Annotated in this window: 24 protein-coding genes; 14 read left to right on the top strand and 10 right to left on the bottom strand. The window is 41.5% G+C overall.

The genetic code is table 11. The annotated features are described in order from the left end of the window. Positions 1-2,013: a RagB/SusD family nutrient uptake outer membrane protein gene (locus tag OQX61_RS00745; protein WP_265839725.1), complete on the top strand. Its 2,013-nt coding sequence runs from the start codon at positions 1-3 to the stop codon at positions 2,011-2,013. 115 nt (positions 2,014-2,128) lie between these two features. On the opposite strand, the gene OQX61_RS00740 is transcribed toward OQX61_RS00745, so the two are convergent. Beyond that, positions 2,129-3,289, bottom strand: coding sequence for an NAD(P)/FAD-dependent oxidoreductase (locus tag OQX61_RS00740; protein WP_265839724.1), 1,161 nt, complete (start codon positions 3,287-3,289; stop codon positions 2,129-2,131). Between the two features lie 161 nt (positions 3,290-3,450). Here OQX61_RS00740 and OQX61_RS00735 point away from each other — a divergent pair, with 161 nt between their 5' ends. Continuing rightward, entirely contained in the window at positions 3,451-4,416 is a 966-nt protein-coding gene (locus OQX61_RS00735) for an AraC family transcriptional regulator (protein WP_265839723.1), read from the top strand. A gap of 114 nt (positions 4,417-4,530) precedes the next feature. Next, positions 4,531-5,427, top strand: coding sequence for a DMT family transporter (locus tag OQX61_RS00730; protein ID WP_265839722.1), 897 nt, complete (start codon positions 4,531-4,533; stop codon positions 5,425-5,427). On the opposite strand, the gene OQX61_RS00725 is transcribed toward OQX61_RS00730, so the two are convergent. Beyond that, on the bottom strand, positions 5,416-5,883 hold the full coding sequence (locus OQX61_RS00725) for an SRPBCC domain-containing protein (protein ID WP_265839721.1): 468 nt from the start codon (positions 5,881-5,883) through the stop codon (positions 5,416-5,418). The two genes, OQX61_RS00730 and OQX61_RS00725, sit on opposite strands and share 12 nt — an antisense overlap. Before the next feature lie 147 nt (positions 5,884-6,030). Between OQX61_RS00725 and OQX61_RS00720 the strand changes: the two genes are divergently transcribed. Together OQX61_RS00720 and OQX61_RS00715 are read left to right on the top strand one after the other, a co-directional pair. Continuing rightward, positions 6,031-6,861, top strand: coding sequence for a glycoside hydrolase family 16 protein (locus OQX61_RS00720; RefSeq protein ID WP_265839720.1), 831 nt, complete (start codon positions 6,031-6,033; stop codon positions 6,859-6,861). 58 nt (positions 6,862-6,919) lie between these two features. Continuing rightward, the gene (locus OQX61_RS00715) at positions 6,920-7,609 is read left to right on the top strand and encodes a DUF2461 domain-containing protein (RefSeq protein WP_265839719.1); all 690 of its coding nucleotides are present in this window, start codon (positions 6,920-6,922) and stop codon (positions 7,607-7,609) included. On the opposite strand, the gene OQX61_RS00710 is transcribed toward OQX61_RS00715, so the two are convergent. Beyond that, positions 7,590-8,027: a hypothetical protein gene (locus OQX61_RS00710; RefSeq protein ID WP_265839718.1), complete on the bottom strand. Its 438-nt coding sequence runs from the start codon at positions 8,025-8,027 to the stop codon at positions 7,590-7,592. The two genes, OQX61_RS00715 and OQX61_RS00710, sit on opposite strands and share 20 nt — an antisense overlap. Before the next feature lie 46 nt (positions 8,028-8,073). Between OQX61_RS00710 and OQX61_RS00705 the strand changes: the two genes are divergently transcribed. Continuing rightward, positions 8,074-8,424 carry an MmcQ/YjbR family DNA-binding protein gene (locus OQX61_RS00705; RefSeq protein WP_265839717.1) on the top strand — a complete coding sequence of 117 codons (351 nt, stop codon included), beginning with the start codon at positions 8,074-8,076 and terminating at the stop codon, positions 8,422-8,424. Between the two features lie 30 nt (positions 8,425-8,454). On the opposite strand, the gene OQX61_RS00700 is transcribed toward OQX61_RS00705, so the two are convergent. Both OQX61_RS00700 and OQX61_RS00695 read right to left on the bottom strand, forming a co-directional pair. Then, positions 8,455-8,946, bottom strand: coding sequence for an SRPBCC domain-containing protein (locus OQX61_RS00700; RefSeq protein WP_265839716.1), 492 nt, complete (start codon positions 8,944-8,946; stop codon positions 8,455-8,457). Between the two features lie 70 nt (positions 8,947-9,016). Continuing rightward, a complete protein-coding gene (locus OQX61_RS00695) occupies positions 9,017-9,622 on the bottom strand; it encodes a S41 family peptidase (protein WP_265839715.1) in 606 nt (201 codons plus the stop codon). 128 nt (positions 9,623-9,750) lie between these two features. Here OQX61_RS00695 and OQX61_RS00690 point away from each other — a divergent pair, with 128 nt between their 5' ends. The 5 genes from OQX61_RS00690 (at position 9,751) to OQX61_RS00670 (ending at position 17,132) form a co-directional block, all read left to right on the top strand. Further along, positions 9,751-9,876 (top strand): hypothetical protein, encoded by a 126-nt coding sequence (locus OQX61_RS00690; protein ID WP_265839714.1) that lies wholly within the window; start codon positions 9,751-9,753, stop codon positions 9,874-9,876. Positions 9,877-10,060: 184 nt separating this feature from the next. Continuing rightward, positions 10,061-10,642, top strand: coding sequence for an RNA polymerase sigma-70 factor (locus OQX61_RS00685; RefSeq protein WP_265839713.1), 582 nt, complete (start codon positions 10,061-10,063; stop codon positions 10,640-10,642). Between the two features lie 105 nt (positions 10,643-10,747). Further along, positions 10,748-11,890, top strand: a complete 1,143-nt coding sequence (locus tag OQX61_RS00680) for a FecR domain-containing protein (RefSeq protein WP_265839712.1) — start codon at positions 10,748-10,750, stop codon at positions 11,888-11,890. A 210-nt stretch (positions 11,891-12,100) separates the two neighbouring features. Next, positions 12,101-15,307 (top strand): SusC/RagA family TonB-linked outer membrane protein, encoded by a 3,207-nt coding sequence (locus OQX61_RS00675; RefSeq protein WP_265839711.1) that lies wholly within the window; start codon positions 12,101-12,103, stop codon positions 15,305-15,307. A gap of 133 nt (positions 15,308-15,440) precedes the next feature. Then, entirely contained in the window at positions 15,441-17,132 is a 1,692-nt protein-coding gene (locus OQX61_RS00670; protein ID WP_265839710.1) for a RagB/SusD family nutrient uptake outer membrane protein, read from the top strand. A 280-nt stretch (positions 17,133-17,412) separates the two neighbouring features. Here OQX61_RS00670 and OQX61_RS00665 read toward each other — a convergent pair whose 3' ends face one another. From OQX61_RS00665 to OQX61_RS00655, 3 genes are read right to left on the bottom strand one after another with little or no spacing between them, the layout of a single operon-like run. Then, positions 17,413-18,240 carry a hypothetical protein gene (locus OQX61_RS00665; RefSeq protein ID WP_265839709.1) on the bottom strand — a complete coding sequence of 276 codons (828 nt, stop codon included), beginning with the start codon at positions 18,238-18,240 and terminating at the stop codon, positions 17,413-17,415. A 3-nt stretch (positions 18,241-18,243) separates the two neighbouring features. Beyond that, the gene (locus tag OQX61_RS00660) at positions 18,244-19,011 is read right to left on the bottom strand and encodes an ABC transporter permease (protein WP_265839708.1); all 768 of its coding nucleotides are present in this window, start codon (positions 19,009-19,011) and stop codon (positions 18,244-18,246) included. Further along, positions 19,008-19,907, bottom strand: coding sequence for an ATP-binding cassette domain-containing protein (locus tag OQX61_RS00655; protein WP_265839707.1), 900 nt, complete (start codon positions 19,905-19,907; stop codon positions 19,008-19,010). The genes OQX61_RS00660 and OQX61_RS00655 overlap by 4 nt, the downstream gene beginning before the upstream one ends. Positions 19,908-20,084: 177 nt before the next feature. On the opposite strand from OQX61_RS00655, the gene OQX61_RS00650 reads away from it, so the two are divergent. Continuing rightward, complete coding sequence (locus OQX61_RS00650; RefSeq protein ID WP_265839706.1) at positions 20,085-20,483, top strand: helix-turn-helix transcriptional regulator; 399 nt, start codon at positions 20,085-20,087, stop codon at positions 20,481-20,483. Here OQX61_RS00650 and OQX61_RS00645 read toward each other — a convergent pair whose 3' ends face one another. Next, positions 20,484-20,867: a helix-turn-helix domain-containing protein gene (locus tag OQX61_RS00645; RefSeq protein WP_265839705.1), complete on the bottom strand. Its 384-nt coding sequence runs from the start codon at positions 20,865-20,867 to the stop codon at positions 20,484-20,486. It abuts the gene before it with no gap. 95 nt (positions 20,868-20,962) lie between these two features. Between OQX61_RS00645 and OQX61_RS00640 the strand changes: the two genes are divergently transcribed. Then, positions 20,963-21,703 (top strand): SDR family oxidoreductase, encoded by a 741-nt coding sequence (locus tag OQX61_RS00640; RefSeq protein ID WP_265839704.1) that lies wholly within the window; start codon positions 20,963-20,965, stop codon positions 21,701-21,703. A 63-nt stretch (positions 21,704-21,766) separates the two neighbouring features. Here the strand turns inward: OQX61_RS00640 and OQX61_RS00635 are convergent, their stop codons facing one another. Then, entirely contained in the window at positions 21,767-22,633 is an 867-nt protein-coding gene (locus tag OQX61_RS00635; protein ID WP_265839703.1) for an AraC family transcriptional regulator, read from the bottom strand. A gap of 176 nt (positions 22,634-22,809) precedes the next feature. Between OQX61_RS00635 and OQX61_RS00630 the strand changes: the two genes are divergently transcribed. Further along, positions 22,810-23,766, top strand: coding sequence for an aldo/keto reductase (locus tag OQX61_RS00630; RefSeq protein ID WP_265839702.1), 957 nt, complete (start codon positions 22,810-22,812; stop codon positions 23,764-23,766).

Here is a 23,766-nt window from a genome sequence, read left to right as displayed (position 1 = left end):
ATGAGAAAATATACCTATCTAATACTGTTTGTAGAAGTACTAATGCTACTTACTTTCAGTTCCTGCAAAAAATATCTGGATGTTAGCGACGACTTTTCGGAGTCAGATAGTAAGGGATTTATCTTTACCAACCCTGGTCAGTCCAGAAGGTTTCAACGTTACATCTATAAAGCAATGCCTGATTATTCCGACTATTCGGCGGCTAGTTCTAATGCCAACGGGTTAGGAAATCCATGGGCGAGTATGAGCGATGAGCTCAAAAATAACGCAAATGGGGTGCTCAGGAACATCGTTACTCAGGGTTATACGGCCAATACAGCGGCAGGGAATACTTTTCACCGCTGGCAAACTTTGTATAAAGTAATTCGTCAGGCCACCATTTATATTGATTCAGGAAGGGTAATCGGTGCACAGGGGGACCCTGATTTTATTGATGAACCAGAATTAAAACAGTTAAAAGCAGAAGCTTATTTTTTCCGCGCCTATTCTCATTACCTCTTGTTTGAACAATACGGACCTATTCCAATTATGACTACAGAAGCTGATCCTACAGATCCTAATGTTGATTTCTTCAGGAATTCTGTAGATGAGGTTGTGGCGGCAATAGATGCAGATTTGCTAAAGGCCAAAGAAGATTTATCGGAAAATAGGTTTTCAAATTCCTTTGCCAGTGGTTTTGATGAGAATAAACTGGCCATTCCCACAAAAGGTGTTGCCCTGGCTATCCGCGCAAAACTATGGATGTATGCCGCCTCTCCTTTATACAATGGCGGTTATTCGGAAGCTTTAGCACTGGCTAACAGCGATGGAAAAAAACTGTTTCCTACGAAAGATCAGAACAAATGGATAAAAGCGAAAGATGCGGTGAAAGATTTTATAGATTTTGCCAATGCGGGTAATTATGAGTTGTATTATAGTGCCACCGCAAACAACCCGCATTTAAATATTTATGAGCTGTTTCAGCGTTATAACAAAGAAATTATCTGGGCTAACCCTATTCAGAATTTTGCTACAGTAGAGGCCAACCAAACGCCACGTGATATTTCGGTTACAGCAGGTGGGGGCATGGGGGCCAACCTTGGGGTGACACAGGAGATGGTGGATGCTTTCTTTACCAAAGATGGATTGGATATCCATGATGCAGGTTCTCAATACACAGAGACTGGTTTTTCAAGTGTTCCTAATCCAACAACCAGATTTGTAAAAAGTGGAAGTACGGTGATCATGACGGATGCAAATATTTCAAATATGTATGCCAACAGAGAGCCTCGTTTCTATGCATCGGTAACGTATCAGGGGAAAAGCTGGCATGATGTGGTTTCAAATGCTGCTTTGCAAGGCACTACCGCTGCCACTTCAAAAGCAACAAAAGTGTTGTTTGCCAGAGATGTTCCTTCTTCGGTTAATCCTTTGCCAGGTTATGGTGGGATTGCAAACAATGACAACCGTACCGGTGGATTCCCAAGTACAGGATATCTGTGTTACAAACGAAGTAACAGAACGATTCATCCAACTGTTGGGTCGGGTATCAGAACGGTATTCAGACCATCGATTATATTTCGCCTGGCGGATTTTTACCTGCTGTATGCGGAAGCATTGAACGAGGTGAATCCAGCTGATCCTGAAATCATCACTTATCTGGATAAGGTGAGGGTAAGGGCCGGTATTCCGGGATATCTGGCGATGCAGGCGAATAGCAGTAAAACAGGCGTGATCGGTCAATATGCCGCGCAGGCAAAAGCAATCAGACAGGAACGTCAGGTGGAATTGTTCACTGAAGGTCAGCGGTACTTTGATGTGCGCAGATGGATGATTGCCGATAAACCGGAAGGTCGTCAGGGAGGTGTTTTCCATGGGATGAACATGGATGGTAGAGCCGATGATCTAAGCTTTTATCAACGCAATGATTATGACCGTGCACCCAGGTTATTTTCGCGTGCTATGTATCTGTACCCAATTCCTTTGAGTCAGATTACGGTGAGCAAGAAACTAATCCAGAATCCGGGATGGTAATATTGCGCATTTGACAGCTGGTTTTACCAGGGCTGAAAATGAAAGAAAGGGTGGTCTGAAAAGACCACCCTTTCTTTTTGAGCAATCCCCGGTGTTTTCTTTTGTTACCTTGTTTTTAAGCATGGTCACTGAACAGATTAACCAGGTAAGGAAGTGCGTTCTGAGCAAGCAGGGCTTCGGTTTGTTCCAGTGTGAACGCAGTAACTTCCGCGGCACGCTTGCACATTTGTTGTTCAAAGCCAGCTATAGCTTCCAGTAAAGTACTAAACCGATTATCGCTTAAACATCTGGACAATTCCAGGGCGTCGAGCATGGCCATATTGACTCCTTCACCAGCATAAGGTGGCATCAGGTGTGCAGCATCACCAATCATGGTCAGGTCTGGCTGCGGTTCCCAGCTTTGGTTTAAGGGAAAATGGCGCATGGACCTCGCTACAAGATACATTTCATCTGTAGCAAAAAGCTCTTGCCATATTGGGCTCCAATCTGCGAATTGTGTTTTGAACCAGGCCAGCACACTGTTCTTGTCGTTCCAGTCGATCCCGCTTTCTGCGATCCATTCTGCTGCCGCTTTTATCCCGGTATAGAAGGAGAGGGAGCCATCGCCTTTGGCACTTAGAATGATGGATTTTTCTTTACCAAGGGCAAATATCTTCCCATTTTGCAGCAAATTATTCAATTTAGGGACGTTCTTATGGGCATGGTATATATTGCCTTCAATCACCGTAACTCCAGAATAAATGGCTGCTGTTGAGCTAAGGTACGGTCGTGCTTTTGAATTCGCACCGTCGGCGGCAATGACCAGGTCAGCAATGGCAGTTTCTCCATTTTTGAACTTCAATACCCATTGCTGATTTAGTTTTTTCATCGCCATGAACTGGCTGTCCCATAGAATGGTATTTTCCTCTAAGGAGTTCATCAACAGATTCTTTAAAGGTCCGCGGTCTATTTCGGGCCTGAAGTGAGGGTGTCCAAAATCAGCTGCCTGATCATTATGGTCGCTGAAATGGACATTGGCTTGCTCATCCATGAGCTTTATCTTGTCAGCACCCGGTCGGTAATGTTTTTTGAATTCTTCGATAAGACCTGCCGCTGTTAAGGCTTTTAGTCCGGATTCTTCATGAAGGTCCAGTGTTGCGCCTTGTTGTCGTTGGTTTTGGTCGATATCGCGTTCGTAAACTTTTACGGATGCACCTTGTAGTTGCAGGAGTCTGGCAAGGGTTAACCCACCGGGGCCGCCTCCTATAATGGCTATTTTTTTGTTATTTATGATCATTGTATTGAATTTTAGGTCCTTAAATTCCGGCTCAACCGGAACAAGAAATTGGCTTTATTCGCTGAGGTTGTTAATGATGCCAATCCTCAGGACACAAAAATCAGCAACAATTATAGGATAAAATAGCTACTTTTGACTTAAAAATAGTCCTAAACGGCATTATGATCTTTAAGTTTGATGGAAAAAAGGGACTAGGGTTTTTAACTGCATTTGCGGAAGCAATCGGCAGCAAGGTTGAAAACGGCTATGTGCATTTCCCCGCGGAGCTTGGTAAAGGTTATTTTAGAGGGTTTGATCTTCATCCGCAGTTAAAAATGATGATCCGCAGGTATGAATTGTATGCCGATTTAGCCATTTTCCGGACTGCAATGGAAGAAGGAACAAAGACCATCGTGCTGGCTTTCCATAATTTTTATACGGAAGCGGAATTGAAGGCCGCTCCTACGATTCAAGATCATTTACCGACTGTTCAGATTACTTCTGCTGGAATTAATTATGAGGATTTCTTTCCGATTCATTCCCATGTAAATACGGTTGTCATCGCGATTCATTCCGAATTTCTAAAATCATTGCTCAAGCCAAAGGAAGATGACGAGCGCTTACAAACCATCTTTTCTGGTAATCAGGCGTTTTTTTATGAAGCGTTTATATCACCGGAAATGCAGGAAGTGGTGATTCAGGTATTGGAGGCTAAGATAGAGCAAAGTCTGTCTGATTTCTATTTCAGGGTAAAAGCGGAAGAACTGGTCTATTTGTTTTTTGCGGAATTGTTAAAAAGAGGGACGGCGCCCGGATATCCGATAAATGAGGCAGATGTGAAGCTGATCTACGCGATTCGTGATGGCTTGATGAAGGATTTAAGTGTTCCGCCAAAACTTCCGGAATTGGCACAGGCCAGCGGCATGAGTGAGAGTAAAATGAAAAAACTGTTCGCACAGATCTTTGGGACGGGTATTTATAATTATTATCAGACCTTGAGAATGAACGCAGCAGCCCGGTTATTGTCTGGAAAAGGGCAGTCAGTAGCAGAGATCGGTTACCTTCTTGGTTTTACTAACCTCAGTCATTTTTCCCGTTTATTTGAAAAGCATCATGGCATAAAACCGAAGCAATATTCAAAGCGTTAATCTCCTTTTGAAACATTCGTGTTTTCTTCCAAAATATATCTATATCTTTGCGCCAAAATTCTGTGAATTCCTCACAAAATAAGCTGTATAGCAGCGAATAAAGCATTAGAAAACATGAAAATTAAAGGGTATGCTCTGGCCGCCATTTCGGCTATCTCTTATGGATTGATCCCGTTATTTATTTTACCCGTAAAAGCGAGTCACTTTTCCCTGGATACCACCTTGTTTTACCGCTTTTTTATCTCTGCATTGTTTCTTTTGGGCTATCTGGTTTATAAAAAGGAGAGCCTGAGGGTTAATAGATCGGAGTTTATGATTCTGGCGATACTCGGACTTTTTTATGCACTTTCTGCTGAATTTCTGTTCCTGGGCTATGATTACCTTTCGCCGGGAATTGCCTCTACAATACTCTTTGTTTACCCGGTTATAGTAGCACTTGTCATGACGTTTTTCTTCAAAGAGAAAATTACAGGACTCACCGTACTTTCGCTGATTATTACCATTGGCGGTATCATAGCGCTAAGTGCTAAGGATGGCGCACTGAATATCAATTTAACCGGACTTTTAATTACGCTCCTGAGTGCAACTTTTTACGCTTTGTACATGGTAGTGGTGAATAAAGCAAAGATTGCCGCTTCCGGATTCAAGATTACATTCTATTCCCTGGTGTTTTCGGCGGTTTTTTACCTTGGCAAAACACTGTTGTTGAAAGAATCACTGGCCATCCCTAATGTAGCCGTGTTTTTCAACTTTACGGCCTTTGCTTTTGTAACGACGGTACTTTCTATGTCCTCGCTGGTCTACGCAATTAAAACAATCGGATCCACGCCGACTTCCATCTTAGGCGCACTGGAACCTGTTGTCGCAGTAGCGATCAGTGTGATGTTATTTCATGAAAGTCTTTCCCTTAGCTTAATCATTGGGATCGCGTTTATCCTGACCGGTGTAATGATCAATATCATTTCAGAAAGGGCAAAAGAAAAAGTCGCCCAACCTGATTTACCGCTCTAGCGTTTTCTGCTCTTCTTTTAAAATTGGCTGTCCTTTACCGGTAGTGATCAGACTGTACAAGCTTTCGTTGATGAATTTGTTCCATGACTCAAAGCAGATAGAGTAACATTCATAGGTTGGAACGAGGCCCCAATGCGTCATTTTGATTTCTGTTTTGTTGTCTTTTATGGAGATTTCAAAACTAATTTTATCACCAGTCCATTCCGTATGGTCTTTCGTGAAATCAAAATAATTCTCAAGAACCAGCCATACTACTCTTTCCTCTGGAACAACTTCAACTAACCTTATTTTGCAGCGATGTATGTCCTGATAATGATAGGTAAATTCATCGTTTATTTTTTCGGTACCTCCTTCAATTTCTTCAGACCACCATCCACGAACGTTAACAATGGCATCGAATGCTTCCTGTGGCGTTTGGTCTACTGAAATGGTCGTGGTAAAGTTGTGATTACTCATGGTTTTAATTGTTTAAAAACTGATATTTAGTGCAGCAACCTAAAGTTAATATATGTATTGATAAATAACGGCGTGTATTCAGGACTTTGCAGCGGGGGAATCAGGACAGGGAAATTGTTATCAGCCATAAAAAAATGAGCTTTAATTATGAATAAATACTTACTATTAATCTGCTGCCCGGCTATTTTGCTTGCCTCCTGCAGCGTTTTACCTTACCGGAAAGCAGACAATTATATTTACCTGCAAAAAGAGAAAACAGGGAATCCAAACTGGAAACTGATTTGGGAAGATGATTTCAATGGCGCTGTGATCGACAGCAGTAAGTGGAGTAAAATCCCGAAAGGGACTGCGGATTGGAATAAACACATGAGCAGCGACCCTTCCTGTTATGCGCAATCGGACGGGAAATTGTATCTGAAAGGCATTAAAAATCCGGATACTTTAACAGATTCAAGACCTTTCCTTACTGGTGGACTATACACCAGGGGAAAATTTGCCTTTCAATATGGTAAAATTGAAATCCATGCAAAGCTGGAATGTGCAGCAGGAGCATGGCCTGCAATGTGGATGCTGGCAGAGAAGAATAAGTATGGAAAGTACCCGAATAACGGGGAGATAGATATCATGGAACACCTGAATCGGGATTCGATCATTTATCAGACCACACATTCTCATTATACCCTCAATCTGAAGCAAAAAGACAACCCTCCGCATGGTGGTACTGCAAAAATAAACATCAATACTTACAATACTTTCGGACTGGAATGGTATCCGGATCGCTTAGTGTTTACACTTAACGGCGTAGAAACCTTCCGTTATCCGCGTGTAACAGGCGTTGATGCCAGCCAGTGGCCATACGATCAGCCCTTTTATGTGATGATTGATCAACAGCTGGGTGGTAGCTGGGTTGGAAAAGTAAACCAGGACCAGTTACCGGTGCAAATGATTGTGGATTGGGTTAAAGTGTATCAATATTAGCTAGTTTGCGAACTTTACAGCACAACAAGGGTTATCTAAGATCTGAAATTACATAAGTATGAAAATCACAACACAAATAGTTCCATCTAACCTTGCTTTTTTAAACAAACTAAAGGATCACAATGACAGGGATTGGTTCAATGCCAATAAAGAGGAATTCTTACAAGAGCAAAGCATGGTTGTTAACTTTGCGGAGGCTTTATTACAGGATTTGAATACGCATGATGTGATAGAAACTGCTTCAGGCGCCAAAAGCGTATACCGTATTTATAGGGACACCCGTTTTTCTAAAGACAAAACTCCTTATAAAACACATTGGAGTGGCAGTTTTAAACGGGCAGGAAAAAACCGTAGAGGAGGATATTATTTTCATATTGAACCGGGCAATAGCTTTATCGGGGGTGGCTTTTGGGGTCCAAATACCAATGATCTGAAACTGATCAGGGAAGACCTCTCATTTGATTCAACACCACTGCGGAAAATCTTAGCCAGCAAGTCATTTAGCGCTACATTTGAAAACTTAAAAGGGGAGCAATTGAAGACGACACCCAAAGGTTTTGATGCCAATGATGAGGCCATAGATCTTTTACGCTACAAGCAGTATTTGCTGCTCCGTAAGTTTTCTGACGAAGAGGTGCTAAGTCCTGATTTTCTAAAAGAGGTAGGTCAGACTTTTAAAAATATGCGTCCTTTTCTCGATTATATGAGTGAAGTACTGACTACCGATATTAACGGATTGAGCGCATAAAACTAACCTGATAGTATTTTTTTCCGTCATTGTAAGTGGTCGTTCCATGAGGGCTCATCTCTTCGCCTGGATTTAATGTTTTTTTGTCTATCTGAAAGTTTAAATATTTTGCTTTTGTAGGCAGATAATAGGTAATGGAGGAAGTTTTTGAGGAATCTGTATAGTGAATGAACAGGTATTCCTGTGCTTTTTTGTTATGGTATAAATAAATAAAGCCACCTTGTTTTTTGGGACCACCATATACTTCTGTAAAACCTTTTTTCTTTAACATTTGTGGATGTAAGCTGACGGCATCGCTCCAAAAATCAAATATCTGAGGATACCGAAAGGTTTGTGCCAACAATTTCTCTGGCAAAAACGCTAAAAGCCAAAGGCACAAGAAAGGCAGGTAGTTTTTATAACTGGTTTTTGTCATCATGAATAAAGGTAGCAATTAGCAATAGATTATTTACATTTGGTATACTATGAACATAGAAGAATTACGGGATTATTGTCTGCAAAAGCAGGGAGCAACGGAAGGTTTTCCTTTTGGGGAAGATACCCTGGTTTTTAAAGTCGGAGAAAAGGTTTTTTTACTCTGTAGTTTGGTTACCGGCAATCGGTTTAATGCCAAATGTGATCCGGAACGCGCCATAGAATGGCGGGAACAGTATGAGGAAATCATACCAGGTTATCATATGAATAAAAAGCATTGGAATACGGTTTATATGGACGGTCGTTTAACGATGAAGCAGTTGCAGGAGTTGATAGATCATTCTTATGACCTCGTTTTTAACAGCTTGCCAAAGAAAAAACAGGAAGAAATCACTGTTTAAAGCTTCGTAAAGAGAGCTTATCACAATAAACTAATTGTTGATCATCGGGGGCAAATTCCCATCCTTATTTCTAAGGTCCAGTCCGCCTTCATAAACAGACTTTAGATTAACCAGATAAAAAGCCCAGCCACTTGCACATCCTAGTCTGATAAACTGTTTAGACTGATCATCTGTAGGGATATTGTATTGGCTTAACTCCACAATGGTATATCCGGCTTTCTCCGTCAAATTTACATCGACCAGGCATTCTCCTTCAAAGCTGAATTGTAAAAAGTCTTTGCCATTTGTGTCTTTGATCAGTCCGGGCATTGGATCCGGATATAAATGCCAGAACCAACTATAAGAACATCCAGTGGTCACATTCTGCTTCCGGTCAATCACTGTACCGGCATCAGTAAAGATCGCTTGTTGGAGAAACCACTTTTCCAATTCTTGAGTGCGTGTCCATGCATTATAAATGTCTGTTAAGGGAGCCTTAATGGCTATAGTTTTAGTAAAGGAAGTCCAGTCAAAACTTTTCATAACCGAGCAGTTTATGGTTTAACAAATGTTATGTATTATAGATATGCAGGATCAAAACTATTTATGATAGCTATTTTGAACCCTCTTCAGCATAGCGTTTAGCGCGCTCCAGCCAATTTTCGTCATTTCCCAAAGTTACCGAAGGTTGAATACCGACGTTATCGATAGCCTGACCGGCATCAACTCTTCTGCTTCTTGTTGTGGCCCAATAAAGCATATATGGCATGCAGCCAAACTCCGCGCTTCTCATATTTGAATAATCCAAAACACCCCTGGTTCGGTCGCCCATTAAGGTGACTTTAGCACTTTGTTTAGCGAAGAAAAGAAACTGTTCAGTAGTACTACCGCAATTTTGATTCATCAATATAATGACTTTTTTGGGATAGGTAGAAACACTATCTAAGGAGAAACTTTGATCCGCATAGAAATTGAAAAGCGCCCCTTTGTGCTGTTCCATTTTTTTAACTACCTTTTTAATTGAGGCGATTTGGTTGGCAGGCAGACCTTCTGTGCCAGTAAGCGCCATCCAACCTTTGATGTTGTCATCCGTAGCAAGTAGATCTGAGCCAATAACCTGATAAGGATTGGTATAGAGATAAGGTACGATTGGTTCGTAGGCAAAGTCTGCCCCACCGCCATTATTCCTCAGGTCTAAAATTAAGTTTGGCGTTTTCATGTAAAGTATTTATGACTACAAGTTATTAAAAATACCGGCAAATTCTACAATTGCAATTCGTGTTAGCTAAAATGGATGCTTATCCTTTATCTTCATTCTTCTAAGTAAATATCGAAAATTAAGTTCCTATGAAAAAGTCTATTGTTGTGCTAGCCGCTTTACTTGGCTCTTTTGTCAGCTTTAATGGTTTTTCTCAGGTAAAGCCAAATAAAGTTTTGACTGCTAAAAAAACATCTAACTGCTGGACTCCGTAAGGATATCCTTAAAAACACGATATGTCTATCCGGAAAAAGTGGAAGGGATGGTCAGCTACCTGAAAGCGCAAGTAAAAAAAGGAGCATACAATACTTGATGAAAATGTTCAGGTAGAAACAAGGTCTATTGATTGGCAGCGGAGTTCCATCTTTTTTTATTAGATTCGGTTTTCCCTTAAAATAGATGATGAGCTGTGATCTACTGTCCGATGCTGAATTAATAACTGCTTTAAAAAAAGGGGAAGAGCAGGCATTCGGTGAGATTTATGATCGATATTGGAAGGAGCTTTATCGAAAAGCAAACAATATATTGCAAGATCCAGAGGCGGCGGATGATGTCTTGCAGGATCTTTTTTTAAGACTTTGGCAACGCCGTACGGAAGTAGATATTTTGGCGCTGAAACCCTACCTCCATCAGGCGCTAAGATTTAGCGTGCTAAAAGTAATCCGCAAACATAAAACCGATCAGCAGTTTTATGAAAGACTGGCGGATGTGACCACCGAGATCATCGCTGAAAATCCCTTGCTTTTTAAAGAACAGCAACATCTCATTCAAGACCTGATAAATAACCTTCCTGATGAATGTAAGGAAGCATTTCTATTGAGTCGGGAGGAAGAAATGACCTATAAAGAAATTGCCAGCTATTTAAGTATCTCACAAAAGACCGTCGAAAAGAGAATTTCCAAGTCGCTAAAAGCGATTCGGGCCGGACTGAATGTAGAAACCTGTATCACCATCCTCCTTTGGTGTGAATTTCATCAATAATTACTTTCAAATACTTCTTTTTTTTCATTTGTTTTTCCATCTTAAAAGAAAAACGAAAAATACCATAGGGTATCCGGTAAGTTTTGGTACTTATAAGTATAGCCTATGGACAAGAACACTTTTTTAATACTGATAGATCGCTATTTAAATGATGAGGCAAGTCCCGGGGAAAGTCGTCTGCTGGAGGAATATTATGAGCGGATGGATGATAAAGGAGCCGCTTTAAATTTCCCTGAACCTGATGGGATTGCATTGAAATCTGTGATCATGCAAAGTATAAAGGAAGAGCGGGTGATTCCCCGGAATACATCTTATGTAACCTGGTTCAGTATAGCCGCTTCCATTTTCGTAATCATTGGGGTGTTCAGTTTCCTGTATCACAGGCCGGATACTGCCATAAATAAACCTGCGGCACCAAAATCTGCCTGTGTAACAGTCATCAAACCTGGTGGGAATAAAGCCAGGTTAACCCTTAGTGATGGATCGGTTATTAATCTGGATGATGCAGGTGATGGTATTCTCGCAAAACAGGCTGGCTTTACGATTAAAAAGGACCGCGAAGGACAATTGGTTTATACGGCTACTGATAATGGTAATGCTCCTGAAAAAGGACAAATTACTTATAACCTTATAGAAACCCCGAAAGGTGGTCAATATCAAATCCACTTGCCTGATGGAACGAATGTCTGGCTAAACTCTTCATCTTCCTTGAAGTATCCGGCGCAGTTTGCCGGCGCAGAGCGAAAAGTAATGCTCGATGGAGAAGCTTATTTTGAAGTAGCAAAACGTAAATCTCAGCCCTTTAAAGTCATCACCAATAAGGAAGAAGTGGAGGTATATGGAACTCATTTCAATGTAAATGCTTATGAGGATGAGTCATTTATCCGGACAACCTTGCTGGAAGGCAGCGTAAAGGTGACCCGGGGGAACCATTCCACCATGTTAAAGCCAGGTCAGCAATGCCTGATGGATCAGGGGGCTTTCCAGGTCAGGATGGTGAATACAAATTCGATTATAGACTGGAAGAACGGATACTTTTTATTTAAGGAAACAAGTATCCAGGACATCATGAGAAAGCTATCCCGCTGGTATGATATCGATCCTGAATATCATGGGAAACTGGATGGACTTAATTTTAGCGGAAAAATTTCCAGATCCAAAGACCTGAGCGAAGTACTTAAAGTATTGACGCTTACAGGTGATGTTAAATTTAAAGTCGAAGGAAGGAGGGTAAGCGTTATGCCATGATCTTAGCAGCAGGTAATCAAAAGAAACCCGGAAATGCGGTCACATTTCCGGGGGTAAACTTTAGTTACGCTGTCTGCCGATACCAACAATTGTAATGATTAACCAAATAGAACATTATTCCTTTTCAATCTGAATAATACATGGTCGATGAAGATCATGTGTCTGTTTGTTTAATGCGCTGAGTGTCAAACAACCTAACCAACCAAATGTATGAAATTTTACGAGTTTAACTTATGCAGGTTTACCTGTGTAAAAGATAAGATTGCGTTTAAAACAAAGCTGATCACTGTCCTGGTTTTTTCGCTCTCTGTGCAGGTAAATGCCTCAGTACTGGCGCAAATTACCTTGTCAGAAAAGAATGCTCCCCTGGAAACTGTTCTTGAAAAAATCGGAGTGCAAAGCGATTACGATATCATTTTTAATTCTAACCTGATCAAAAAAGCCAGACCTGTTACTGTTGATGCGAAAAATGCCCCGCTATTAGGCGTATTAGCGGAGTGCTTTGTCAATCAACCCTTGAGTTATACGGTCTCCTCCTTAACAATAATCGTCAATGATAAAAAAAATGTGGATATCACCGTAACAGGGACGGTTAAAGATGCCTTAGGAAAACCTGTTCCCGGTGCATCAGTAATTGTAAAAGGTATTAAAGGAAGGGGGACTTCTACAAATGCTAACGGTAATTTCTCTTTGAGTGTACCTGAAAATGCGGTGCTGGTAGTCTCTGCATTGGGATTTACCCCAATGGAGGTGCCTGTGAATAACCGAAAAACAATTGAAATTGTCATCACCGAAGAAAAAAATGACCTGAATGAAGTGGTGGTGGTCGGCTATGGAACCATTGAAAAGAAAGACCTGACCAGTGCAGTGTCTACCATTAAGCCAAAAGATTTTATCTCAGGTTCTGTAAACCCTTTACTTTCGATACAAGGGAAAGTACCGGGCTTAACAATTAGCTCCTCTAATGGCAGCGATCCTAATGCCAATGTAACCGTACAACTTCGTGGTGTCAATTCTATCAATGCCGGACAAGGGCCGTTAATTGTGATAGATGGGGTTCCCGGTGGAAGCATCAATTCGGTTGCCCGGGAAGATATAGAGTCTATTAACGTACTGCGGGATGCCTCGGCTGCTGCAATTTATGGTACGAGGGCCTCTGGAGGGGTGATCCTCGTCACTACCAAAAGAGCAAAAGTAGGCCCGGCCAATATTACTTTTACTACGGAGCTGTTTACCGAAAGTATCCGACGACGTCCGGAGTCGCTGAGCGGTGATGAGTTCATTGAAAAAGGATTAGGCACTGATTTTGGTTCGCGTACAGACTGGTATCAGGAGGTGACCAATAAATCACCATTTAGTCAGCGGTATGTGTTAAATGCCAATGGAGGTAGCGAAAACGCACAGGTTTATTCCACCGTAACCATGCGTAACGCTAAAGGGATTGCAATAGGTTCAGATAGAAAAGAAATTGGTGGGAGAATCAACACGATTTTCAAGTTCTTTGATGGGAAAGCGCAGCTGAGTACGAATGTAAGCTACAACCATGTAGATGCCAATCTTACGGACAACAATATTTTTAATATGGCACTGGTTCTTAACCCCACTCAATCACCATACGATCCGAATGATATTACTGGTTTAAACGTGATGGTAGGTGGTTATGATTATTGGAACCCTGTAGCTGAGGTGAGGCTTCGTAAAGAACAAAGGCAGAATAAATATCTGTTGGCGAGCTCTGTATTGAAGGTCGACCTGACGAAAGATTTGTATACTTCAGCTATGGTCGCAGTAAAGAACAATAGCGAGAACCCAATATATTATCGCTCTTCGCAACACCGGATCTCCCGAACGGATGGGGTTGATGGTTATGCCAAACAGGAGTATAAGCGCTATACCGACCGTACTTTCGAATGGACTGCCAACTATAATAAGGTGATCGATAACCATAGTATTAATGCGGTAGCTGGTTATTCTTACCAGGACTTCAACGGACAGGGATTTATGGCGGAGAATTCTGATTTTTCCGTAGATGGAATTGGCGAAAATGATATGAATAATGGTACTTTCTTAACCGATGGCAGAGCTAATATGACCTCTTTCAAAGATCCGGCCGTGAAACTGATTGCTTTTTTTGGTCGGGTAAACTATTCGTTTATGAATCGGTATATCGTTACCGGAACATTGAGAAGAGAAGGCTCCTCCAAGTTTGCGCCGGGTAAGCGTTGGGGAACTTTCCCGGGTGTTTCTCTGGCCTGGCGAATTTCGGAAGAACCTTTTATGAAAAGCCTGAAGTTTATCAACGACCTTAAAATTAGAGGCGGGTATGGCGAAACCGGGAATGCGGATTTCGATGCCAATGTAGCCTATAGAATGTATGCTCCGGATGCCTGGTGGCTTGTTGATGGGCAATGGCAACGTACATATGGGGTTCGGCACAATCAAAATCCAAACCTTAAATGGGAGGTTAAAAAGGAATTTAGTGTGGGGATGGACTTTGCATTGCTGAACAACAAAATCACTGGTAGATTAGATTTTTACAAGCGTAAAGTCGATGATATTATCTATAATATCAATGTTTCTCAGCCACCTGCTATTTATGAAACTACGACCGTGAATATTGGAAGTATGCAAAATAAGGGCTTTGAAGTCGAGTTGAATTGGAATGCTATAGACCGTGACGACTTTAAATACACGACGGGGGTTGTGATGTCGGGAAATAAAAGTAGCCTGACCACGCTGTCCGGTAGCCAGACTTTTGCGGATAGAATGGGTTTTCCAGCACCGGGATCTCCGGGAAATGCAGTGCGTCTTTTTCCTGGCCATGATATTGGTGAGTTTTTCCTTTGGCGTTCTGCCGGTTTTACCCCTGAAGGGAATTGGATGCTTTACGATAAAGACGGACAGGCCTTTGACGTAACCAAGCGTTCTAAAACCATTGCTGATAAAGCTTTTGTAGGTAATGCGATTCCAAAAGTCATTCTTTCCTGGAGCCATTCTGTCGCTTATAAGAATTTTGATGCGGGGATTTACCTGAGAAGCTGGCTCGGATATGATGTGTTTAATATGATCAATATGTACTATAGTCTTCCGAATGTGCAGGGGCAAAATGTATTGCGTGAAGCCTACGAGAAACATAAAGACATCAAAGGAGAGAAGGAACTGAGTGATTACTGGCTGGAAAAAGGCGACTTCCTGAAGGTAGATGCCATTAGCCTTGGTTATACTTTTAAGCAGAACCTGATTAAGTCACTTAAGAACCTGCGGATATATGCAACGGGTAGAGATTTGTTTGTTTTAACCAGGTATAGTGGGCTCGATCCGGAAGTAAATATCAATGGTCTTGATCCCGGATTTGAAGAGCGAAATGCTTATCCTAAAACACGAACTTTTATGTTCGGTGTGCAGGTCGGTTTCTAATACAGGTCCAATTCACAAATCGTTTCCTAACCAAAAAACACATTCTAATGAAACCATCATAAGCTTACCGCTTAAAAAAAGCAATGAATAGGCTTATGATAGCTTCATAACGATTGAAAGATAATTATATTCCATGAAAAATAGAATCAACATAAAAATAGGAGTGCTGGTGTTATTCCTGGTGATCTCCGGAGGATGTACAAAACTTGATCAGGAGTTTTATGATAAGGTAACTCCCGAAACTTTTTTCAAAAGCAAGAAAGACATCATGGCTGCTTTGTATAGACCGTTTACTCATGTCCACTGGTATCTTGGTGCTGACCGCTGGAGGTTACAGGAATTTACGGCGGATAATTTTGCCATTACGACTAAGGGCCGTCACTGGTATAATGGAGGAGAAAATGAGCGGTATCATTACCATCGCTGGACACCGGATGATGGATGGATCTGGGAAACATGGCGTGGAACCCTGATGGGTATTGCATTGTCTCTGGATGCCAGAAATGATCTTGAAAAACTGGATTATTCTAAGTTCGCAATGAGCAAAGCCGATCAGGATGACCATGTGAACCAGCTGAACGCTTTAATCGCTTATTTCTACCTTCGGGGACTAGATTTTTTTGGCGGATTACCAATCTTCGATTCGCTTGATAAAGAGGGGGTGTTAAGGGGTACTGATCTGGAAACATTTACACATATCGAAAACCTCCTTAAAAACGCGATTGAAAAGCTTCCGGCAAAAAAAGCAGGTGATAAAGAAGAAGGCGCTATCCGAAAAGCAGGTGCAGCGGCAATGTTGGCGAGCTTATATTTTAATGCGGAAGCATACATCGGTAAAAATATGTTCGTAGAATGCCAGCAGATTACTCAGGATATCATAGACCAAAAATATGGAGTGTATTCGGTTGATGCCACCTGGAGTGGACCGCATACTTTTACAAATGATAAATCTCCGGAGCTCATTTGGTCGATACCTTCAGAGTTCAATAAGCTGCAATACAATTGGTTTTATTCCAATTTCTATCATTACAATTCCAGACAGTATTTTGGGGTAGATATGGGTGCCGATAATGGTGGTCACCTTACACCGTCTAGAAAACCTGATGGAACCTTGTATAGCGCCGACTTTAAACTGGGCTCTCCTTTTGAGAAGTTTGACAATGGGGACCTTCGTAAAAAGGGCTATAAATACCTTGGTAGCGGTCGTTATGAAGGGATGTTTATCGTTGGACCACATCTTACACCTGCCGGAGGGATTATTAATGGTGGGGAAGAATATAAAGATAAACCATTGGTCTTTTTGGATCAGGTAGGTCGGTTCTCTGAAGTTGGCCCGGGCAAAAAATATGCTTCTAATTCAGAACTTCCTTCAAAGATGTCGCAAGGAGAAGAAAATACCGGCATCAGGTTGGTAAAAGTACCAATTCCCGGTGATCAGGATAAAAGCTTGAGATGGGCTGCTGATAACCCGGCAATCAGGCTGACCGAAATTCAATATATGTTGGCGGAATGTAAATTGCGCGCGGGCGATAAGGCCGGGGCAGTAAGCCTGATTAACGAGGTGAGGAAACGTGATTTTACAAACGGGGTAGATCCTAATCCGGTAACAATTGCTAATCTGGATGGCAACAGAATGCTGGACGAATGGAGTATTGAGTTTTTAGGAGAGGGTAGAAGGCGGACAGACCTGATCAGATGGGAAATGTTTACCAGCGGTACCTGGTGGGATCATCAGCCTTCTGGATCCATACATTTAAATCGGTTCCCGGTACCTACCAAGGCGATTTCCGGAAATAATGGGTTAACGCAAAATCCAGGTTATTAGTCGGATTTAAATTTATTGGAATCTGCGGTTGGGCTGATTCCTTTTGTTGAAATGGCCGCCCCTAAAAAGGTGGCCGTTTCATTTTTCATGAGGACCTTGATAAGCTATTTAATGAATAGGTTTATCGTGTCCCGCCGATTGCGTCCAAAGCTTCCCCCTTGACAAGGCAGCTCTCTGCAAAGTAAGCTGTTGAAGAATTCCAGATGTTTTTTGTCTTTTAAACTGCCTGATTTTTGAATAGCCGCGGCTCTGGTTGAATTATTCGGATCAGACCTGAAGACTATTTGTCCTCATAATTTAATATCATCCGATGGATAAGGTAACTAAGTAACATCGTGAAAATAACGGTGCTGAGTAACCATATTGAATCCAGAGGAATGTTGCCCGGAGCTGGTGGAACCAAATCTCTTCTCAGCTTTTGCGCGATGTTCATGTAATATTTAAAAGGAAAAATGAACAGGCTGATCTTCGCAAGTACCGTGTTAAGTAATCCAAGTATCAGCAGGAGTACCGAAATGATCAGATTCAAGAGAATGGCATACCTGAACTTAAGGGCCATGATGTAGCATAAAAAGGCTACCGGAAGACTTAAAAATATAAAAATCAACTGGTATAGGAAGGTCAGGGAGAAAACATCCCAAACGGATAAGGTAATGATATAGAGGCTGAGCTGTGGTTTAAATTTAAATAGCAAAAAAAGCGCGGTCTGAGTCGATAAATAGAAGATGATTCCGGATACAATCACTAAAGCGCAAAGGCTGATCAGTTTGCTCTTCGTAATGGAAACCAGAGCTGCCGGGTAGACCATCAAAGTGCTCAGTTCTTTTTTCTTAAGCATCGTCCGACCGTAAAATGAGATCAGAAAAGTTGTAGATAAGGGGAGGATCAAAAATACGTAAGTAATATAAATCTTGTGATAGAGCAGGAGGTAAATGTTCCGGATGTCGTTTTGTCCGCTATCAATATCATTTATAAGGCGTATATCCGTTTTGAGGTACTGCTCAAACACGAAATACCATGGATAAACAGCGGGTAAAAAAAGGATGAACAAGAGTGCCTTGTCATTACTGCATTTGATCCATTCATTGCGTAAAAGTCTGATCAGCATAATCTATTGTGTTAATCTTTGAGCAGGAGCATACTTATATAAAGTGAGGACTAATACCAATAGACCTCCCAGCATAAGTTGCATTTTGCCACCCAGCATTTCCCGGAATACAAAACCAATATCCTGATTGCTATAACTGTCAATCAGATTTCCATCGAAATTCTGGAATGAAAGCAGCGGTGCCACTGAAAAAAGTACCCCACATACAATCGCCACAGGCCAGATTTGTTTGATATGGAAAAGGCATAGGTTAACCGTGGTGATCACCAGGAAACATTTAAATACAAGAAAAAGACCGGCTGCCATAAGGACATAATGATTTAGCTGGTGCTGGTCTAACTGGAATTCGGGTCTGGTTAAGATCAGTACTTTATTTAGTACAATAGAAAGTATCAGGCTAAAAATCAGGCTACCGAGTAGCAATGCACTCATTGATATTGCTTTTGCCAGTAGCACCAAGCGCCCTGAAAAGGGGTAGCTCAGCATTTTATTCCAGCCATAGGCTTGCTGCTCAACGTCATAATTATAGGCACATAAACCACAGGTAATCAAAGGAAGTATGATGCTTAAGAGGGTAAGAGGAGTAACTTCAACAAAAACCCAGGGGTTCCTGATTCCTGTTTTCTCCATCAGGAATTCAAGGTTGGCTGTGGTCATTAAATTGGAAATGCAAAATGAAATGATACAGATTAACACGGGCACTACAACGATGATCCACACATAAATGGCCTTGCTAAATTTCGTGTATTCGTTCTTCAGTAATTCCCTCATGCACTTGTATATCTTTTGTACAGATTCTCGATGTTTCCCTCACTGATGAGGTGTGGTGTTCCGGGATAATCCTTTATGAGTTCCTCAAACAGCTGTTCCTCATGATCCGTATGCAGGTAAATGGCGATCTGGTTAATCCGGATATGGTGTTTTAAGCTGGATGCGGATAGAGCTTCCAGAAAGGGCTGGCCTATCGAGTCGTTGTTGGTCAGGATACATTCCCTTCGGCCCAATGGATTGATGTCATTGTAAACCAGTTTACCTTGATGCAGAATCCCTAAATGCGTTGCAACAAGTTCCATTTCGGAAAGAATATGACTGGAGATGAGAAATGTAGTATGGTGTTCTTTATTCAGGCTGATGATCAGGTTCCGGATATCAATAATTGCATCCGGATCCAGCCCGTTTAATGGTTCATCTAACAAGACAAATTCAGGCCGGGTGATTAAGGCCATAGCAATGCCAAGACGCTGTTTCATTCCCATAGAAAAGGTTTTCGTTTTCTGGTCCTTTGCAGGAGTAAGCTTAACCAATTCAAGCGTACTATTGATCTGTTCCGGATTGATGCCATACACATTACATTGCATTTTAAGGTGCTGGGAGGCTGTTAAATGATCGTAAAGCGAAGGGTGTTCTACTAAACTGCCCACTTGCTTTAAGACTGCTCTGCTGTCAGTATCTTCCCTTAACATTAGATTTCCGAAAAGTAGAATTTCGCCTTCATGGTATCTCGTGATGCCTAGTATCTGCTTAAACAGTGTGCTTTTTCCAGTCCCATTGGGGCCAAGTAATCCGAAGATTTTGCCCTTTTGTACGGTTAAGTTTAGGTTGTCAAAAAGCAATGTCCCATTCTTCAATGTATAGCTCAGGTTCTTGATTTCAAGTGGCGGTGACATAGGATGTGCTTAAATTATATTTTCATGTTTTTGGGATTCAGAATAGCTGCTTTTTTTTAAGAAATCACATTATCAATGTTATTGATATATAATTCAATAGTAAAAAAAAATCGAAATAAGTATAGTTATATATACAGGAATAATATTCGTAATATTATATTATCATTTAGCGCAAATATGAATATAGTAGATAGAATCAGGAAAATCCGTGTGGATAAAGGGATTTCGCAGGAAACCGTTGCAGAATACTTGAAAATCTCACAATCTGCTTATTCCAAATTGGAAAGCCAGAACATGATCAATGTGGATCAGTTATTGAAAATAGCTAAATTCTTTGATGTTGAGCCGGGTGATCTGGTAAAAGAATTACAAGAGAGCTCGCTTCAGGCGGCACAAAGCTCAGCTACTGACCTGGGTAATGTTGCTTTGTTGGAACGGGTTTTATTGGAAAGAGGATTATATCAGGAGCTTTTAACGAAACGGGTTCAGGAACTGGAAGAGAAGGTTAAACGAAAAGACAGAAAGATTGAGATGCTTAAAGAAAAGCTCGTCATGAATAATATTTTTTTAACGTAACTAAAATTCCGAAACCACAATATCGGCATCCGGATTAACCTTGCTGCGGTGCATGTTGCCCCAGTCGGACATGGCTTTCAGCATCGGTCTCATACTTAAACCGAGCGCGGTTAGTTCGTATTCTACCCTTGGCGGAACAACCGGGTAAACCGTCCGTTTGACCACCTGATCAGCTTCCAGCTCACGCAATTGCGAAACCAACATCCTTTCAGAAATTTGTTCTATCGAATTTCTCAGATCACTATAGCGCATGGTTTGGTACATCAACCGGCAAAGTATCGCAGGCTTCCATCTGCCCCCTAATACCGATAATGAATAGGCCATACCGCAACTGTCTTTGATCTGTTTTTCATTGATAGCATTCGTAGATGATTCCTTTCTCATTTCTTACCTTTTTGTTAGTACCTGACAATTTAGTGTTTACCCACAAAAATAGTTATTAGTATCTACTTTTGAATAGAAATCAATAACAAAATAATATGAAACGTTTAGAAAACAAAATAGCATTTATTACCGGCGGTGGCCGTGGAATGGGAGCCGCAATCAGCAAAAGACTGGCAGAAGAAGGTGCAACTGTCGTATTAACCTATTCTAAATCCAGGAAAAAAGCAGACGCTGTAGCTGAAGAAATTAACGCGAATGGCGGACAAGCCTCAGCTGTGGAAGCAGACAGTATCGACCCGAAAGCTTTAACAGCTGCCATTCAAAAAACCATTGCAGAACTTGGTCCTATTGATATTCTGGTGAACAATGCCGGAATATATATCGGTAAGGAATTTGAATCACACACACTCGAAGATTACGAAGAAATCATGGCGATCAACGTTCGGGCGGTATATGTAGCAGCCCTTGCTGCGGCACCTCAGATGCCCGGCAATGGCAGGATCATCACCATTGGCAGCAATATGGCTGATAACGCAGGTAGTCCTCAAACTACTTTGTATACCATGAGTAAAGCTGCGCTTGCAGGTTTTACCAAGGGATTAGCCAGAGATCTGGGTGCTAAGGGCATCACGGTGAACCTTGTACAGCCAGGCCCGATTAATACCGATATGAACCCTTCAGATACTGACCTGGCCGATTTTCTGAGGAGCCGCATGGCACTTTCAGACTATGGAACAGGCGAGGATATTGCTGGTCTGGTTGCTTATCTGGCCAGCGAAGAAGGAAGATACATTACCGGAACTGCCATTACAATTGATGGTGGCTTGAATGCCTGATATTCTTGAGTACTTAATCTTTAAAAACAGGCTGTCCGAAAATGAAGGACAGCCTGTTTTTCTTTAGGATTTGTATTCTTTTTTATAGTCCTGAGGCGTCTTGCCAGTTACTTTTTTAAAGCACTGATGGAAACTGGAGAAATTGTTGAACCCACTTTCATAGCATATCTGTTTTGCTGAGGTCTGATTCGCCAGCAACAGTTTGCAAGCGTAACCGATCCTTATTTCCATTAAAAAATCGGAATACGTTTTACTGGTATGGTGCTTAAAATACCTGCAAAATGAGCTGGCCGTCATCCCGGCAACTTCAGCAATATCTGCCAGCCTGATTTTCTTCTGAAAATGATTTAAGGAATAATTATAGATCAGGGTGATGCGGTGGTTTTCCGATTCCCTGAAATTATATTTGAAACCTAAAGAGGATAAGGGAATCAGGTTGTCGCTGGTTGATAGTTCAGATAAACAGTTTATTAATGCTAAAATCCGCTGGATGCCCGCTGATTGGTAAATGAGCTCCATTAAACTTCCTGTTTTTTTTGCCGAATCTCCTTTTAGCAGGATTCCTCTTTCCGATTTTTCCAGCAATATTTTGATCTGCCTCGCTTCCGGCAGGTGAAGAAAACGCTCCCCAATGAAGTTTTCAAAGAAATGTATGACGGTAGAATAAGGGGTCGCACCTGTTTGATCATTCAAAAATACCTCGTCATATTTCCAGAAATGAGGAAGGTTACGTCCAACCAATACGACATCCCCCGGTTCAAACTGAGAAATATGATCGCCGATGAATTGAGTGCCGCCACCTGCATGAAAATGTATGAGTTCAATTTCAGGATGATAATGCCACCTGTTGTTAATATTTGGCACCATTTCTTTTCTGATACCAAAAGAATGGTCATTTTCATAAAGTACTTTTAGCAGTTGCGGCTTCATAATTATACCTAAAGTCATCATTTATTCGCGGATGATGACAATATATCTTAATGATTGGACAATTTTCAGGGATTATGTTTTAGAAAACAGCGTTTATTTGAAAAGTTGATTGATCCGGTGATTCGCAAGGTGACTGGCAAGATCAGGAAAACGCAGCTATTTAACCAAATTTAAACATGCAATTCACACCAACATTTAAACCGGACATTTATAAAAGTGATTTTCCCGGAGCAGGAAGTCGATTAGTTTACGGCACCTCTGGTCTAGGGGGCGTTTGGGGCGAGGTAGATCCCGAAGAATCAATAGCTTGTCTACATTACGCCTTTGAAAAGGGGATCACAGCTTTGGATACAGCGCCATCCTATAGCAATTCTGAAAAATATGTAGGGAAAGCATTAAAAAGCTGGACTGGAGAACGTCCTTTCATCAGTACTAAAGTAGGCCGGTTGCAGGCAGCAGGAGCGTATGATTTTAAGCTGGACTATTCGCCTGAAGGCATGCGGAGTAGCGTGAAAAGAAGCCTGGACTTGTTAGGTGTGGATCAGGTTGATCTGCTGTTTTTACATGAGCCTCAATGCGTTCCTCTGGACAAAATTGAGGAGATTATAGCGACTTTAAAGGGGATTCAGGCGGATGGACTCACAAAAATGATCGGTGTTGGAGGGAATCCAACAGCTGAATTCAGACCATATATCACCAGGGAGAACTTTCAGGTAGTATCAGGTTTTTGTAAGCTGGATGCTTGTAACTTATCTGCATTCGAAAGCGATATTCCTTACCTCAAAGCACATGATATCTCTTATTACGCGGCCTCTTCACTGCATTTTTCCCTACTAGGAAATCGCTTTGAAGCGTACAGGGAAAATCCTCCGGGCAGCGATCTGATTAGCAATCAGGACATCAGCCATGCTGTAAAAGTTAATGAAATCGCAAAAATGTACAATATACCGCTTGCTACTTTGGCGCAACGCTATTTGTTTTCTATCCGGGAAGCCACACGTGTGGTGATGGGAGCGAGAAATATCGTGCAGATACAACGTACAATTGAGGACTGGACTATGGGCGCATTGCCAGAGGATATTTTTGATCAAATTACAACGGCCATTACGGAGCATAAAATAAATAAGGTATAA

Origin of the sequence: Pedobacter sp. PLR (assembly GCF_026239675.1) — a bacterium.
GTDB lineage: Bacteria > Bacteroidota > Bacteroidia > Sphingobacteriales > Sphingobacteriaceae > Pedobacter.
The sequence above is the reverse complement of the archived record's forward strand: the minus strand, read 5'-3'. Positions and strand labels throughout refer to the sequence as shown.